This window comes from Methylobacterium sp. Leaf113, assembly GCF_001423325.1.
GTDB lineage: Bacteria > Pseudomonadota > Alphaproteobacteria > Rhizobiales > Beijerinckiaceae > Methylobacterium.
This window is the reverse complement of the sequence record NZ_LMNJ01000014.1, coordinates 20,076-36,201: the sequence shown is the minus strand read 5'-3', so window position 1 is coordinate 36,201 and position 16,126 is coordinate 20,076. Positions and strand designations below refer to the sequence as shown.

The window sequence follows — 16,126 nt, the reverse complement described above, 5'->3', positions numbered from 1 at the left end:
ACCCGTCCGAGGGAGGAAGACAGCCATGACCCAGTATGTCGGCGCCATCGACCAGGGCACCACCAGCAGTCGGTTCATCGTCTTCGACCGGGAAGGACGCCTCATCGTCTGCAAGCAGCGGGAGCACGCACAGCTCTATCCGAGGCCCGGCCATGTGGAGCACGATCCACTCGAAATCTGGCGCAATACGCAGGACGTGATGCGGGACGCCCTCGACGCGGCCGGCCTGACGCCGAAGGATCTGCTCTCGATCGGCATCACCAACCAGCGCGAGACCACGCTGATCTGGGACCGGCGCACCGGCGAACCGCTGCACAACGCCCTGGTCTGGCAGGACACCCGGAACGACCGGCTGGTCACCGAGTTCGCCAGGGACGGCGGACGCGACCGCTTCCGGGCGCTGACCGGCCTGCCGCTGGCGAGCTACTTTTCCGGCCTGAAGCTGCGCTGGCTCCTCGATCACGTGGACGGCGCGCGGGAGAAGGCTGAAGCCGGCGACGTCCTGTTCGGAAACATCGACACCTGGCTCGTGTGGAACCTGACCGGCGGCCCCGAGGGCGGCCTTCACGTCACCGACGTGACCAATGCCAGCCGGACCCAGCTTATGTCCCTCGAGACCCTGGCCTGGGACGACGGCATGCTGGCGACCTTCGCCATCCCGCGGGCGATGCTGCCCGACATCGTCTCCTCGTCCCAGGTCTATGGCGAGACCCGCGTGCCCTTCGCGGGCGTGCCGATCGCCGGCATCCTGGGCGATCAGCAGGCGGCCCTGTTCGGCCAGACCTGCTTCCAGCCCGGCGAGGCCAAGAACACTTACGGCACCGGCTGCTTCGCCCTGATGAACACCGGCGAAAAACCCGTGCCCTCCACCTGTGGCCTCGTCACCACCCTCGGCTACAAGCTCGACGGACAGCCGGCGGTCTACGCGCTCGAAGGCTCGATCGCGATCACCGGCGCCCTGGTGCAGTGGCTGCGCGACAACCTGCACATGATTCAGGACAGCGCCGAGGTGGAGCGCCTGGCCACCACCGTGGAGGACAATGGCGGCGTCTATTTCGTGCCCGCCTTCTCCGGCCTGTACGCTCCGCACTGGAACGAGGGCGCCCGCGGGCTGATCATCGGCCTGACCCGCTATGCCAATCGCGGCCACATCGCCCGCGCCTGCCTGGAGGCCACCGCTTTCCAGACCCATGAGGTGCTGGAGGCGATGGAAACGGATTCGGGCATTCCCGTACGCGAGTTGCGCTCGGATGGCGGCATGGTCGCCAACGTCACCCTGATGCAGTTCCAGGCCGATATCCTCGACGTGCCGGTGGTCCGCCCGAAGGTGGCCGAGACCACGGCCCTGGGGGCCGCCTACGCCGCCGGCCTCGCCACCGGCTACTGGAAGAGCACCGACGACCTCGTCCGCAATTGGGGCGTCGACCGCCGATGGGAGCCCAACATGGAGGCGGCCCAGCGCCGACGCATCACCGCGACCTGGAAGCGGGCGGTGAAGCGCGCCTTCGACTGGGACATGCAGGACGATTGAGGCGGGCGCCGCAGGCAGGCCCGCGCGATCGCGCGGTCACGGATTCCCTTACAGACCACGTCGGAGGACACGCCATGACGTCGCCATTCCTGGGCGAACTCTTGGGCACGATGGTGCTGATCATCCTCGGCAACGGGGTGGTGGCGGGCGCGCTCCTGCGCGGCTCGAAAGCGGAGGGTGCCGGCTGGATCGCCATCACCGCCGGATGGGCCTTCGCCGTGCTGGCCGGCATCTTCGTCGCGACCGCAGCGGGCAGCCCGGATGCCCAGATCAACCCGGCCGTCACCCTCGCGGCGGCCATCACCTCGGGCCGCTGGGACACGCTCGTCACCTACGTGCCGGCCCAGATGATCGGCGCCTTCCTGGGGGCCACCGTGGTCTGGCTGCACTACCTGCCGCACTGGGCCGTCACCGCGGATCAGGGCGCGAAGCGGGCCTGCTTCTGCACCGATCCTGCCATTCGCCACCCCATCGCGAACTGGGTGAGCGAGATCGTCGGGACCTTCCTGCTGATCCTCATCGTCGGCGCCCTGCTGTCGCGAAGCGTGGGCGCGGCGGGCTCCATTCCGACGGGGCTCGCGCCCTACCTGATCGGTATGGTGGTGTGGGGCATCGGCCTGTCGCTCGGAGGAACCACGGGCTACGCGATCAATCCGGCACGCGACCTCGGTCCCCGTCTCGCCCACGCGATCCTGCCCATCGCCGGCAAGGGCGACTCGGATTGGGGTTACGCGCTCATCCCCGTCGCCGGTCCGGCCATCGGGGCGACGCTCGCCGCCCTGGTCGTGCTGGCGATCGGGTTCTGAGGCGGGACGGGCTGGATCTCTGGAACGGCCTGGATTCCTTGAACGGCCTGGATTTTCTGGCGCCGCCCCTACCTTGAGGCGCAGCGGCGTCCTCGCTCGTGCCAGGAACGGGTTTCGCCGATGGAGCATTACGGCCGTCCATGATCTCCACACCGTCACACCTTCCCGCCGACGCGCAGACCGTCGCCCTCGCGGGGATCGGAGGCGATCTCGGCGGCCGTATCGCAGCGGCTCTGGTGGCCCGCGGCGTCCAGGTCCGGGCGCTGGTGCGGAGCGGCTCCACGGTCCCCGTGCCCGGCGTGACGGCGGTCTCGGTCGACTACGCGGATGCGGCCGCCCTCGTGGCGGCCTGTCGCGGCGCGGACTGCGTCGTCTCCGCCCTCAACGGCCTGGAGCCGGTCATCCTCGACGCCCAGGGGCGCCTGCTCGACGCGGCGGTGGCGGCCGGGGTGCCGCGCTTCATTCCGTCGGATTTCTCCCTCGACTTCACCGGAACCCAGCCCGGCGACAATCGCAACCTCGACCTGCGCCGCGCCTTCATGGCGCGGGTCGACCGAACCCCGATCCGGGCGACCTCGATCCTCAACGGGGCCTTCGCGGACCTGCTGACGGGGGACGCCCCGATCGTGCTGCAACGGCCGCGCAAGGTTCTGTACTGGGGCGATGCCGACCAGCTCTTCGACTTCACCACGAAGGACAACGTCGCGCGCTACACCGCGTCGGCCGCCCTCGACCCTGCAGCGCCGCGCTTCCTGCGCATCGCCGGAGACGTGGTGACGGCCCGCGAACTGGCCGCGACCATGTCCGACCTGACCGGCAGACCCTTCGGGCTGTGGCGGGCCGGGGGACTCGGTCGGCTCGGGCTGCTGATCCGCGTGGTGCGCGCTCTGACCCCGGCAAGCGACGCCGTCTTTCCGGCCTGGCAGGGCATGCAGTACCTGCGCGACATGGCGAGCGGGCGGGGCAAGCTGGCGCCGCTCGACAACGGTCGCTACGGGACGGTGTCCTGGACCGACGCCCGCACGGTGCTGGCCCAGGGTCTCTGATCGGCCTCGCGTCGGCCCTTCGGAGCCCGTCCGATCAGGGGTGGTGCGGGTTCGAGGGGCCGGGATGACACCGGACCGATGTCGTGCCTGTCACGTCGGAGTTTTCCATTCGTCGCCAAGGCCTTCCGTTCCGCGGCCGTCATGATCCTTGTCCGCAAGCTTGGACGCGCCTGACGACTTACCGGATGAACGCCGGCATATTTCGAAATCTTATTTTCGAAGACTTCGACTTTTGCGCCAGGCAAAACACCATTGCTTCAAAAGCCGCAATCCTGAAAGAAGTCATCGCGCGACACGTGACCGCCCAACCTCAAAACCTCCCTTAACATCGGCGAACAACACGATCCCGTCTCGGCTGACCATGGTGCGCCGGACACACGAGACTGAATTTTACCGGATCTTGGGCGGCCGGGTTCATTAATCCGACATGACGTGATTGGATGTTGCAGCGTCGCTCTCCCGGCGCGTCCAGGCGGCATCGGCACAGGCTCGATGCGCGATCACAGTGTCGAAGGCCCCGTGTGGCGCCGGCCCGGTTGTGGCCGCGCAGGCCCGGGGCCGTTTTTTGAACAGGGCTTGCATGCGCATCGAGGCTCGATTCGGTCTGATCCTCGCCTTCTGCTTCGCCCTGGGCGTGGGCATCGCGGGCTACATCTCCTTCACCCTCGAGTTCCGCCAGGCGCAGGAGGAGATGCAGGAGAAGGCCAGCGTTCTTCTCACCATCGCCCTGTCCGTGCGCCGCTACACGGCACAGGAGGTGGCGCCGCTGATCAAGCAACTCGACGACAAAGCCCATTTCCATCCGCAGTCGGTGCCGTCCTACGGCGCGCAGAAGACCCTGGCCGGGCTTCAGAAGGAATTTCCGGATTACAGCTATCATGAGCGGTCGCTCAATCCGACCAACACGGCCGACCGCGCGGCCGATTGGGAGGTCGGCCTGTTCCGAGCGTTCCAAGAGAACCCGGCCCGGACGGAGCTCTCGGGAGAGACCGGGACCGCAACCGTGAAACGCTTCTATGTGAGCCGGCCCCTGCGGCTGACCGATCCGGCCTGCCTGGAATGCCACTCCACCCCCGAGGCGGCACCGGCCGCCATGGTCGCCAAGTATGGGGCGGGCAACGGCTTCAACTGGCAACTCGGGGATGTGATCGGCATTCAACTCGTCGAGGTCCCCAAGAGCCCGATCGTGACGCGCGCCCTCAACGGGGTCCTGACCACGGTGGGGTCCCTCGTCTGCGTTTTCGTCCTGACGACGGCCATCTTCCTGCTGCTGCTGCGCCGCTACGTGACGGGGCCGCTGGAGACCATCACGGGCGTGGCCCAATCCGTCAGCCTGAACCTGGGGCCGGCGCCGCAGCGGCGCGGCCGGGAGCTCGACGGGCAGTTCCACGACCTCGAACGCTCCATCACGCGGCTGAAGACCAGCCTCGACGCGGCGACGCGCTCGTCGCGCCCGCGCTCCGACGCCTGACGGAACCGGCGGCCCCATGTCCACCCTCGTCTTCATCGCGCTGGCGGCCCTCGTCTGGCTGCTCGACTTCACGGTGGCGCCCGACGACGGCCTCGCCAAGACTCTCCTGCCCGCCCTCGCGACGGGTCTCAGCGCCCTCGCCTTGGCCCGGCTGCTCGAACGGGCGCTGCTGCGCCTGCTCGCGGCGCGCGCGCGTCTGGGGAGTCATTCCGACCGGCTGCACACCATGCTGGCCATGGTGATCTATGCAGCGACCGCGCTGGGATGGCTGCATTACGCCCTGGGTCTCAACGTCACCAGTCTGCTGGCGACCTCGGCCGTCGTCACCCTGATCCTCGGCCTGGCTCTCCAGGCGACCCTCGGCAACCTGTTCACCGGCCTCTCGCTCGAACTCGAACGCCAGCTCCGGGTCGGCGACTACATCTTCAAGGGGCCGATCGAGGGCGAGGTCGTCGCACTCAAGTGGCGCTCGGTGTTCCTCAGGACGAGCAACAACACCCGCATCGTCCTGCCCAATAACGGGCTGACGACGGATGCCGTGGAGATCGTCCCCGGTGGGCAGCCGTCCCGACACACGGTCTTCTTCGCGGTCCGCTCCCACGTCCCGCCGATGGATGTGCTGGCCGTGACCGAGGATGTGCTCCGCAGCGGTGTGCCGAAGATCCACCTGGCGTTTCCGCCCTCGGCGGTCCTCCTGGGCCCCGATCCGGAGCGCGGCTTCCTGCGCTACGGCGCCCGCTACTACACGCTGGAATGCCTGGAGCGGAGCAACATCGCCTCGAACCTGCAGGTCCGCCTCTGGTATGCCCTATCCCGCAAGGGCATTGCGATGGCGGGCTGGGGCGTTCCGCCTCGGGACGACGGGCACCTCGTCGCCCCCTTGCCGCGCCTCGCCCAGGATCTCGTCGCCCGCCTGTTGCCCTTCGGCGAACGCCGGAGCTACGGCCCCGGCGAAGAGATCGCCCTGGGAGGCGGCGCGGCCCTCCTCCTGCGCGGCTCGGCGCGCGAGGAACGCGAGGCGCGCCTCGACGCGGAACGCGCGCAGCTCGCCCGTCTGATGGATGACGGGCCGGACGAGCACGGCACCGTCCGGATGGCCGCAGCGCCCCTCGCCGTCATCGGGGAGCGCGCCGCCCGTCATCTCGGCCCCTACGCCTACGCCCTGGCGCACGGCTATGCCACGCGGACCGACGACCCGCGCCTGCTGCACCTCGCCCTGGCGAGCCATATCCAGGACGAACCCGACCGGGAGGTCTTCCTGGCCGAGGCGCCGCGCCACACCTCCCGCCGGCTCGAACCCGGCGCCGGCATCGGCTTCGCGCGCCTGCTCGCCCCGTCGACGCCCGGCAACGGTCGGATCGTGAGCAACCGTCGCTGCGAGATCCTGCACCTCTCGGCCGCCGCCCTGGGCGAGGCCATCGACCGCGCGGTGATCACACCAGCCGATCTCGCCGCGCACGACGCCGATCTTGCCGCGCACGATGTCGATCTCGCGCGCCGGCCCATCGATCCCGGCATCGCCCCGCCGGACGGGATGCCGGCGAACGCCCCGGCGTCGCAAGGCGATGCACCGACGAGGGTGGACATCCACTGAGCTTCGCGGTTCTGGGTGCGCGGAGCGGGAATTGTGGCGACGAAGAGCCGCGCGCGCCGTGGTACCAACTTCGATACGCGGCAGACACGCGGGCGGAGAGACGGCCCTCGAAGCGACCCTCGCCTCGACTCAAGCCTTCCTCAACGCCGCAGCCGTCATGATCCTCGTCCGAAGGCTTGAACGCGCCTTATGACTTGCCGGATGGGCTTTCAGGCCGAGTTGCGGCTCGAGACGAGCCGCAGGGCCGCCGGGGCGGGCCTGCCGGCCAGGATCGCCGCCGCCTTGCGGTGGAGTTCGCCGTCCTGGAACGGCTTCTGGACGATGCGGTCGGCGCCGACCTCGCCCGCCTGCATCAGGGCGGTGGTGTCGGCGTAGCCGGTCACGAACATCACCGGAAGGTGCGGCCAGCGCCGCCGGATCTCGCAGGCCGCCTCGGCGCCGTTCATGCCCGGCATGGCGAAGTCGAGCACGATCAGGTCGACGCAGGGATCCCCCTCCAGGGAGGCGAGGGCGGCGAGGCCGGAGCCCGCCTCGCGGACCTGATAGCCGGCCTCGAACAGGATGGTGGTGGTGACCTCGCGGACCGCGCTGTCGTCGTCGACCACCAGCACCACGGGCCGGTCCCCTGCGCTGCGCTGCGCGGCGCAGTCGATCCCCGGAGCCGGACTCTCGGCGGCGTCGGACCCGCCCTCGGCACGCGGAAGGTAGACCCGGACGGACGTTCCCTCGCCAAGCCGAGTGTCGATGCGGACGCCGCCGCCGGACTGCTTGACGAAGCCGTAGACCTGAGCGAGGCCGAGGCCCGAGCCCTTGTCGACCGCCTTTGTGGTGAAGAACGGCTCGAAGACCCGGGCCAGGACCTCGGGGGCGATGCCGGTGCCGGTGTCGCTCACCGCCAGCATCACGTACTCGCCGGGGGCCGGCTCCTCGGCGCGGGTCGGAGCCGGGGTCAGGCTGACATTGGCGGTCTCGATGGTGAGGCAACCGCCCACCGCCATGGCATCGCGGGCGTTGATCGCGAGATTCAGGATCACGAGTTCGATCTGCGTCGCATCGACGAGGGCCGACCACAGGTCGGATTGCAGCGTCATCTCGATCCGTACCGCCCCGCCGATCGAGCTCTGAAGCAGGTCGCGCATGGAGGAGACGGTCTGGTTCAGCTCCACCGGCGTCGGCTCGAGACGCTGCCGCCGCGAGAAGGCGAGGAGCTGGGCGGTGAGGCGAGCGCCCCGGTCGGCGGCTCCGCGCATCATCGTCAGGCGGCGCTGCGAGCGCTCGTCGTTCACCACCCGCTCCAGGAAGGCGATGTTGCCGGAGATCACCGTGAGGAGATTGTTGAAGTCGTGGGCAACGCCGCTGGTGAGCTGCCCGACCGCCTCCAGGCGTTGGGCCTGCCGCAGAGCTTCCTCGACCCGCTCGCGCTCGACGATCTGGCGATGCAGCTCGGCATTGCTGGCCGCGAGTTCGCTGGTCCGGGCCTCGACCCGCGCCTCCAGGGTCTCGTTGAGGTGGCGCAGGTCGCGCAGGGCGCGCTCACGCTCGGCATAGGCGCGCGCCTCGGCGAGCGCCCGCATGATGGTGCGGGGCAGGCGGTCGAGGCGCTGTTTGGTGACGTAATCGGTGGCCCCGCGCTTCAGGGCCTCCACAGCGACATCCTCACCGAGCGTCCCGGATACGAACACGAAAGGGATTCCGGGGCAGCGGGCGCGGGCGATCGCCAGGGCGCTGAGGCCGTCGAAGGTCGGCAACACGTAATCGGCCAGGATGAGGTGGTGCTCGCACCGGTCGGCCGCAGTGGTGAAGTCGGCCGCGGTCATCACCCGGTCGAGGTCGTAGGGGTGGCCCAGATCGTCGAGCACCGCGCCGAGCAGTTCCGTGTCGAGGTCGCTGTCTTCCAGGAGAAGGATTCTCAACGGCTCCGATCCGAAGCCGTCCTGCATCTCCCGATCCGGATCGCGCTGCGTCACGTGTTCGATGGCCATCCTCCTCCACGGTGCGGCGGCGGCTCGTTCAGCACCGCCCAGAACACGCCGAGATCCTGGATCGCCTCGAAGAATTCCGTGAACCCAACAGGCTTGACCACGAAAGCGTTCACGCCGAGATCGTAGGACCGCACCAGATCGGTCTCCTCGCGCGAGGATGTGAGCATCACCACCGGGATCGCGCGGGTGCGGATATCGCCCTTGACCTGGGCCAGGACCTCCAGGCCATCCACCTTCGGCAGCTTGAGGTCGAGAAGCACCACCGCAGGATCACGGCTGTCCCGCATCTCGTAGGCGCCGCGGCGGTACAGAAAATCCAGGGCCTCGGCACCGTCGCGACAGATGACGATCTCATTGGCGAGCTGGCTCTTCTCCAGCGCCGCGAGGGTGAGTTCGATGTCGTTGGGATTGTCCTCGACGAGGAGGATCGGCTTCAGGTCCGCCATGGCTCAGCGTGCTTCCCTCGAATTCCTCGGCGAACGGGACCTGCCCCCGGCATTCGGATTGGGGACCGGAGTCGGTGTCGGAAGGGTGAAGTAGAAAGTCGCGCCAGCATCCACCGCACCCTCGGCCCAGGTGCGGCCGCCGTGGCGCTCGACGATGCGACGGACGTTGGCAAGGCCGATGCCAGTCCCCTCGAACTCTTCAACCCGGTGAAGGCGCTGGAACACGCCGAACAGCTTGCCAACATAGGCCATGTCGAACCCGACGCCGTTGTCGCGGACGAAGAACACCGCCTGACCGGAGGGGGCGCCTTCCGGATCGAGGCCGGTCGTCGGCGCCTCAAGGCGCCCGATCTCGATCGTCGCCTCGGCCTGGTGCCGGGTGTACTTGATGGCGTTCGAAAGCAGATTCTCGATGACGAGGCGCAGCATCACCGGGTCGGCATGGACCCGGCCGAGCGGCCCCACCGTCCAATGGATGGTCCGGTCCGGTCCGGCGTCCCGCAGGGTCGAGCGGCGAACCTCTTCGACCAGGGCATTGAGGTCGCCCGTGACCGGGTTCAGGGCGTTGCGGCCCATCTGCGAGAAGCGCAGCAGGTTGTCCACCAGGGTGCCGGCCGAGAAAGCGGCCTCCACGATGGTGTCGATGTAGTGCCGGCCCTTCTCGGACAGGCGGCTGCCCTCGCGCGAGCGCAGCAGCTCCGAATAGCCGACGATGTGCCGGAAGGGCGCGCGCAGATCGTGGCTGACCGAGTAGGAGAACGCCTCCAGCTCCTTATTGGAGCGCTGCAGTTCCTCGCTGAGGGATGCGAGTTCCTCCGCCCGGCGCAGCACGATGCCGAGCACGGAGGTCCGGAGATCCTTCACCGCGTCGGTCTCGGCACGGGACCAGGGCAGGGAGCGGCCCTGCAGCGTCTCCTTCCAGGTCTCGAAAGATTTGCGCGGGTGCAGGCGCTGCGGCCCTCCGGCCGGATCGGGCACCGCCGCCTTGGTGGGATCACCGCCCCACTTGACGGTGCGCACCACCTCCGGCCTGAACCACAGCACGTAGCTGGCATATTTCTGCGAGATCGAGATCGCCAGGAGGCCGCTTGCCCGAGCGGCGAAGACCCGCGCCGGGGGATAGGCCTCGCCGAGAAAGTCGGTGACGACGAGATCCGCACCGCCAGGGCCGCTGGACAACCACTGGTAGATCGCCCGAACCTCGGGTTCCTGCGGGGTCGCCCCGATCAGCCGGCAGCTGTCGGAGGTGATCACCGCCGCTCCGGAGGCGCCGGCCAGGGCCAGCACGTCGTCGGGATGCTGCAGCAGGCCGTCGACGAAGTTCTCCTCCTCCGCCATATAGCCCAGCAGCTGGGCCTGGATCGCCCCCAGCCGCAGGCGCTGCTCGGCCTCGGCACCGCGCTCCTTGGCGGCGAGCTGCAGCGCGAAGATGCGGGTGAGGAAGTCGCAGGCGTTGCGGGCCTGGAGAGGCACCCGGCGGGCCTCGCGATTGTGGCAGGAGATCAGACCCCAGAGCGCGCCGTCGACCAGGATCGACACCGACATCGATGCCATCGTGCCCATGTTGCGCATATATTCGACATGCACCGGCGAGACGCTGCGCAGGATCGACTGGCTGAGGTCGAGGGGCTCAGCGTCGGCGAGCGCGGCCTCCCGCAGGATCGGCACCGGCCGATAGCCCGCATCCGGGATGATCCGCAGGCGATTGCGACGGTAGAGTTCCCGCGCCTGGGCCGGAATGTCGGTCGCGGGGAAGCGCAGGTCGAGATAGGAGGGCAGGACGCCGTTCCCGTCCTCGGCGATGACGGTACCGTGCCAGTCGCGGTCGAACCGGTAGACCAGGGTTCGGTCGAAGCCCGTGATGTGGCGGATGTCGACCGCCACGAGATCGCACAGCTCCGCCACGGAGGCGGCCTCGTGCAGGCCCTCGACGAAGCGGCTGAGGCGCGGATAGAGAGCGTCCAGGCTGTGCTCGGAGGCGAGCGAGTTCGGGACCGCCTCGAATTCGAGGACGGCAAGATCGCTCGCAGCAGGATCGCCCGCAGCAGGATCGCCCGAACCCAGGTCGCCCGGACAATGAACCGCGAGATCGTAGGCCCCGAGACCTTCGGGTGTTTCCAGCGTCACGGTGCGCAGATATTGCGCGCCGTCGCGCGCGCTCTCGCCAAAATCCCGCGGCAGAAGCCCGTCCAGGCTCGGGAAGACTTCGGCGAAGCGGCGTCCGAGCACCCGTTCGATCCCGCCCGGCACATTGGCGCTCGCCTCGACGATCCGACCGTCGGCAATCCGGAAAGCGATGAGGAACCCGTGAGGCTGGATCGTCCCGAGCCGGTGAATCGGCTCTCGGTCGCAGGCCGTCAGGGCCTCGGCCGGTGGCGATTCTAAGGTCAGGCTCAAGACATTCGCTCCCTGCTGACAGCCCCGCCGTGCCGACCCGGAATGCGGTGCCTACGCGGATCGGCCGGCAGGCGCAACGCACTCCGTTGTGTCGGGTACATAACATTGCGCGATCCGTCGCATCGCGTAATCCGGCCTAACCGTGAGCCGTCCGATCCATGATCCGCAGGGATTCGCTCGCCCCGCCTCATCGGCGGACCCGGTCCCCGGCGACCGGGAGGCCTGCGCCAGCGGTCGACATCGGACCGGATCGCTCTAGCTTCCCCGCACACAAGGCAGGAACCCGGCAGGAACCCGGAAGACGGGGACCGGTCGAACCCATGCAACCGAGGGGGGAACAGGATGGCCAAGCCCGATCGCGTGGACCCTTCTCCGCCGGACCTGCTGCCGCCGTGGCGCACCGAGGCGCGCGCGGCGCTCCAGGCGGAGGCGCGGGCCTTCGCCAGAGACGTCGTCATGCCACTGGCCGACGAACTCGACCCGCAGAAGGCGGAGATGCCGCGGACCCTCATCGACCGGATGGCGGCCAAGGGCTGGTTCGGCATCACCATTCCGGCCGAGCAGGGCGGCCTCGGCCTCGGGGTGTTCGAGTACTGCCTGGTATCCGAGGAACTGGCCCGCGCCTGGCTCTCGGTCGGCAGCATCCTGGCTCGTGGCCAGGGTCTCGGCACCCAGACTCTCGATCCGGAGCGGCGCCGGAGCCTCCTCGAGAAATCCGCCCGGGGTCAGTGGATCGGCAGCATCGCGCTGTCCGAGCCGACGGCGGGCTCCGATCTCGCCGGCGTGCAGACCCGGGCGGTGCGCGACGGCGACACCTGGGTCCTCACGGGAACCAAGCGCTGGGCGGGCTTCGCCAAGGCGGCGGACTTCGTCGAGGTTCTGGCCCGTACCCGCGACCCGGAGCCCGGCGAGCCGCGCTCGGCCGGTTTGGAGCCTTTCCTGGTGGTCAAGGAGCCCGGGACCTTCCCGCCCGGGATGACCGGACGGGTGATCGACAAGATCGGATATCACGGCTTCCTGACCTTCGAACTCGATCTCAACGGCGTGCGGGTGCCGGAGAGCGACCGTCTGACCGGGCTCTACGGAGACCAGGGCGCGGATGCGGATTCGGGTGGCTTCGCCTCGGTCCAGCGCGGCCTCAACATCGCGCGGGTGCACACGGCGGCCCGCGCGGTCGGCGTCGCCCGGGCGGCGATGGAGGACACCCAGGCTTACCTGCAGGAGCGTGAGCAGTTCGGTCACCCGATCGGCGATTTCCAGGCCCTGCGCTTCGCGCTCGCCGACATGGCGGCCGATATCGCGCAAGCACGCGCCTTCTGGAACCAGGTCGCGCATCTGCTCGATGCCGGCGAAGCGGCGGAGAGCGAATCGGCGATGGTCAAACTCGTCTGTACCGAGATGGCCGTGCGGGTGACCAACCAGGCGATGCAGCTCCATGGCGGCAACGGCTACACCACGGAGCGCCGGGTCGAGCGCTACTGGCGCGACGCGCGGCTGACCACGATCTTCGAGGGCACCAGCGAAATCCAGCGACGCATCATCAGCGACCGGATGCTGCCCAAGCCCTGAGACGCGTGACGCGGTGCTGACGAACCCCGACAGGTGTCAGCGCCCGCCCATCACCAGACGTAGCTTGTCGGCGAGATCCTCGCGCCGATACGGCTTGTTGAGGAGCGGCAGGTCCACGGGGACACCCTGCTCGCCGAGCGCCGAGCCGGTATAGCCGGAGGCGAGCAGCACCCGCAGGCCGGAACGCAGGGTTCGCGCATGGGTGGCGAGTTCGACCCCGTTCATACCACCCGGCATCACCACGTCCGAGAACAGGATGTCGATCCGCTCCGGCCCCTTCAGACGCTCCAGCGCCTCGGCCGCATGCGTGGCGGTGAGGGTGCGGTAGCCGAGTTCGGACAGGCTCTCGACCGCCATTTCCAGAACGGCCGCCTCGTCCTCGACCACCAGAACGACCTCGCCCTCCACCGCCCGGCGCAGGGGCAGGAGTGCGTCGGTGCGCAGGCTCGCGATTGCGGGCTCGGCCGAGCGCGGCAGATCGATGGTGATGGTGGTGCCCTGGCCGGGCGCGCTCGTGACGCGGACCTGACCGCCGCCCTGGCGGGCGAAACCGTAGACCTGGCTCAGGCCGAGGCCGGTGCCCTTTCCGACATCCTTGGTGGTGAAGAACGGCTCGAACACCCGCGCGGCGGTGGCCGCGTCCATGCCGAGGCCGGTATCGATGACGCAAACGCGGACATAGTTTCCCGGCGTCAGGTCGGACAGGGCGCCGCGGCGCTCCGGCGTCACGGCGAGGTTCTGGGTCCGGATCGTCAAGGTGCCACCGCCCGGCATGGCATCGCGCGCATTGACCGCGAGGTTGAGGATGGCGCTCTCGAACTGGCCGGGATCGAGGCGGACCGGATCGAGGGCCGCGTCGAGATCGAGGATCAGGGCCACGGTCTCGCCGACCGCGCGCTGAAGCAGGCCCTGGAAGTCCTTCAGCAGATGGTTGGGATTCACGGTCTCGGGCCGCAGCACCTGCCGCCGCGAGAACGATAGCAGTTTCTCGGTGACCTCGGCCCCGCGCCGCGCCGCGGTCATCGCCGAGGTCGCGAGGCGCTCAACGCGCTGCGCGTTGTCCGGTCGGCGCACGATCATGTCGAGATTGCCGACGATCACCGTCAGGAGGTTGTTGAAGTCGTGGGCGACACCGCCGGTGAGTTGGCCGATCGCCTCCATCTTCTGCGACTGATTCAGGCGCTGCTCGGCCTCGCGCCGATCGGTGGTGTCGATGACCACCCCCGCCAGGGTGGCGGGACGGCCGTCGGCGCCGCGATAGAGGCGGCCGCGCACGTCGATCCAGCGCTCGGCGCCATCGCCGGCTCGGGTGATCCGGCACTGGAAGCAGAGCGTGGACTCATCCTCCGCCCGTGCCAGGGCGGCCTCCACCAGGGCGCGGTCCTCAGTCACCACATGGCCGATGAAGTCGGCGAGGCCCCAGCGCGGCAAGAGACTGTCGTAGCCGAAGATGCGGTCGTGGCGCAGGGTGCGCCGGGCCTGCCCAGTTGCGAGATCGAGGGTCCAGTCGCCCATGTCGGCGGCCTCGAGCGCCACCGCGAAGTTGTCGCGTGCGATCTCGAGTTCCGCCCGCTGGCGCTCGCTCGCCTCGGCCGCCGATTCGGCCGCGCCGTACAGAATGTCGACCTCGCGCAGATAGACCCCGAGGACGATGATCCCGGCCATCAGGGCTTCGAGCCGCCCGGCGAACCAGCCCACCGTGCCGCGCGCCGCCCCCACGAGGGTGATCAGGTTGTCGAACACGAGGAGCAGCAGCGAAACCGCGAGCCAGAGCTGGAGCACGCTGCGCAGGCGCGTCGTCCAGCACAGGGTGGCCAGCGCTGCAACGGTCAGGACAACGACTCCGGGGCCGATGCCGGAGGTTGTCAGAAGCCAGTACTTGTCGCCCTCGACGCTGCGCGGCAGGTAATCGACATAGTCGGTGATGATCCAGGTCAGCGCGGCGACGACGGCCGTCACCGCCAGGGCTGTCAGGCCGCCGGCCCGGGCGACGCGATGGCTCGGCACGGCGCGCGGGCGCTGATCGCCCTCCATGATCGCATACGGAAGGGCGAAGAGCGGCGGCGCGAGATGCCACAGGGTCCAGAGCCAGGTCGTGGTGCCGGGACCGGACCCGATGATCCGCCCGGGGCCGAACAAGCCCGGAAAGGTCAAGAGCTGTATCGCGACGATCTCGGTGGTGCAGAGGCTGCCGGCGGCCAGTACCAGGAGCGGGACCGAGCGGGTCCGCCTGAACTGCGCGAAGAACAGGCATGTGGTGACGGCGTAGACCGTGATCAGCGCAGCCTGATAACTGGGAACGAAGCCCGGCATCGCCCCGATGGGATCGGCCGCGATGGGCAGGAGCGCGAGGGTCAGGACACCGAAAGCAAGAGAGACGACCGCCGCGAATCGGGTCTGGAGGCGCGTCGGTCCGGCATCCGCGAAGGTCGAGAGGCCTGAAACACCAGCGTTTTTCGGCACGGTCTACCTCCTGGCCGCACGTCACAGGCGAATCGCCCGGCCGCCAGGACCAAAGCTGGTGTACCACCGATGAGCTTGGTCGCACACGGTCCGGGCAACCCCGGATGTCCGTCGATTATTTGAAAGAGGACACGCTGTTGCTACGCGGCGACAGGCTGTTGCTACGGGGCGAATGCCATTGCGCAGATCCCCACCGACCACGAATCGCGTTTCATGCATGTTTCGAGGCGGAATCCGAAAAGACGAATACTTGATCTGCAAACCTTGGTATAATGGCGTCGACCCAAGGAATCACAGCGATGATCCGCTGTATAATATCGCGCCTCTCTAGGTTGGCTAGGATGTGAGCACGAACCGAGGACTGGCGACACGAAGTGCTCAGTCCACGGATCGCTCTCGGAACCACCATCCAATCGGAGACATCCCATGATCAAGCAGCTCGCCACCCTCGCGGTTCTCCAGCTCGGCCTCGTCGCCCCCGCCTTCGCGACGCCGATGCATCACCCGGTCGCCACCCGGCAGGGCGCCGATATCGCCACGACCGGTTCGCTCCCGACCGACAGGGCGCCGCAGGCCGGCCGAAGCCTCGACAGCTCGGCCAAGGGCGGCAACGCCGACGAGACCAATCATGCGGTCCCGAATTTCGGCACGACGTCCGGCGGCCCCGCCTTCTGACTCCCGTCCAGTCCGGCCCGCCGCCGCGCGGCATCTCCAGGGAGACCGACCATGAACCTGCTCGTCCGGCCCTTCCTCGCAGCCGCCCTGGCCCTCGGGTCGACGGCACCCTTCGCCCAGACCTACACACCCCCGGCGGGGCTCGC

11 protein-coding genes are annotated in these 16,126 nt (G+C 68.7%); 7 read left to right on the top strand and 4 right to left on the bottom strand.

The window, feature by feature from the left end; genetic code table 11:
• The first annotated feature begins 25 nt into the window (after positions 1–25).
• The 5 genes from glpK to ASF60_RS11485 all read left to right on the top strand — a co-directional run bounded on the left by glpK (position 26) and on the right by ASF60_RS11485 (position 6,448).
• Positions 26–1,531, top strand: coding sequence for a glycerol kinase GlpK (gene glpK / locus ASF60_RS11505; protein WP_056184546.1), 1,506 nt, complete (start codon positions 26–28; stop codon positions 1,529–1,531).
• 74 nt (positions 1,532–1,605) lie between these two features.
• Entirely contained in the window at positions 1,606–2,337 is a 732-nt protein-coding gene (locus ASF60_RS11500; protein WP_056184544.1) for an MIP/aquaporin family protein, read from the top strand.
• 140 nt (positions 2,338–2,477) lie between these two features.
• On the top strand, positions 2,478–3,383 hold the full coding sequence (locus ASF60_RS11495; protein ID WP_056184541.1) for an NmrA family NAD(P)-binding protein: 906 nt from the start codon (positions 2,478–2,480) through the stop codon (positions 3,381–3,383).
• A 580-nt stretch (positions 3,384–3,963) separates the two neighbouring features.
• Entirely contained in the window at positions 3,964–4,854 is an 891-nt protein-coding gene (locus ASF60_RS11490; protein WP_056184540.1) for a Tll0287-like domain-containing protein, read from the top strand.
• Between the two features lie 16 nt (positions 4,855–4,870).
• Positions 4,871–6,448, top strand: coding sequence for a mechanosensitive ion channel family protein (locus ASF60_RS11485; RefSeq protein ID WP_056184537.1), 1,578 nt, complete (start codon positions 4,871–4,873; stop codon positions 6,446–6,448).
• A 209-nt stretch (positions 6,449–6,657) separates the two neighbouring features.
• On the opposite strand, the gene ASF60_RS11480 is transcribed toward ASF60_RS11485, so the two are convergent.
• Genes ASF60_RS11480 through ASF60_RS11470 form a run of 3 tightly spaced genes read right to left on the bottom strand, consistent with a single transcriptional unit; the run spans position 6,658 to position 11,273 of the window.
• The gene (locus tag ASF60_RS11480; RefSeq protein ID WP_082507898.1) at positions 6,658–8,430 is read right to left on the bottom strand and encodes a hybrid sensor histidine kinase/response regulator; all 1,773 of its coding nucleotides are present in this window, start codon (positions 8,428–8,430) and stop codon (positions 6,658–6,660) included.
• Complete coding sequence (locus ASF60_RS11475) at positions 8,412–8,876, bottom strand: response regulator (RefSeq protein ID WP_056184535.1); 465 nt, start codon at positions 8,874–8,876, stop codon at positions 8,412–8,414. Before ASF60_RS11475 ends, ASF60_RS11480 begins: the two co-directional genes overlap by 19 nt.
• A gap of 3 nt (positions 8,877–8,879) precedes the next feature.
• The gene (locus ASF60_RS11470; RefSeq protein ID WP_082507897.1) at positions 8,880–11,273 is read right to left on the bottom strand and encodes an ATP-binding protein; all 2,394 of its coding nucleotides are present in this window, start codon (positions 11,271–11,273) and stop codon (positions 8,880–8,882) included.
• A 342-nt stretch (positions 11,274–11,615) separates the two neighbouring features.
• Between ASF60_RS11470 and ASF60_RS11465 the strand changes: the two genes are divergently transcribed.
• The gene (locus ASF60_RS11465) at positions 11,616–12,842 is read left to right on the top strand and encodes an acyl-CoA dehydrogenase family protein (RefSeq protein ID WP_056184533.1); all 1,227 of its coding nucleotides are present in this window, start codon (positions 11,616–11,618) and stop codon (positions 12,840–12,842) included.
• 36 nt (positions 12,843–12,878) lie between these two features.
• On the opposite strand, the gene ASF60_RS11460 is transcribed toward ASF60_RS11465, so the two are convergent.
• The gene (locus tag ASF60_RS11460) at positions 12,879–15,305 is read right to left on the bottom strand and encodes an MASE4 domain-containing protein (RefSeq protein WP_056184531.1); all 2,427 of its coding nucleotides are present in this window, start codon (positions 15,303–15,305) and stop codon (positions 12,879–12,881) included.
• Positions 15,306–15,731: 426 nt separating this feature from the next.
• Between ASF60_RS11460 and ASF60_RS11455 the strand changes: the two genes are divergently transcribed.
• A complete protein-coding gene (locus ASF60_RS11455; RefSeq protein ID WP_056184529.1) occupies positions 15,732–15,980 on the top strand; it encodes a hypothetical protein in 249 nt (82 codons plus the stop codon).
• The last annotated feature ends 146 nt before the right edge of the window (positions 15,981–16,126 follow it).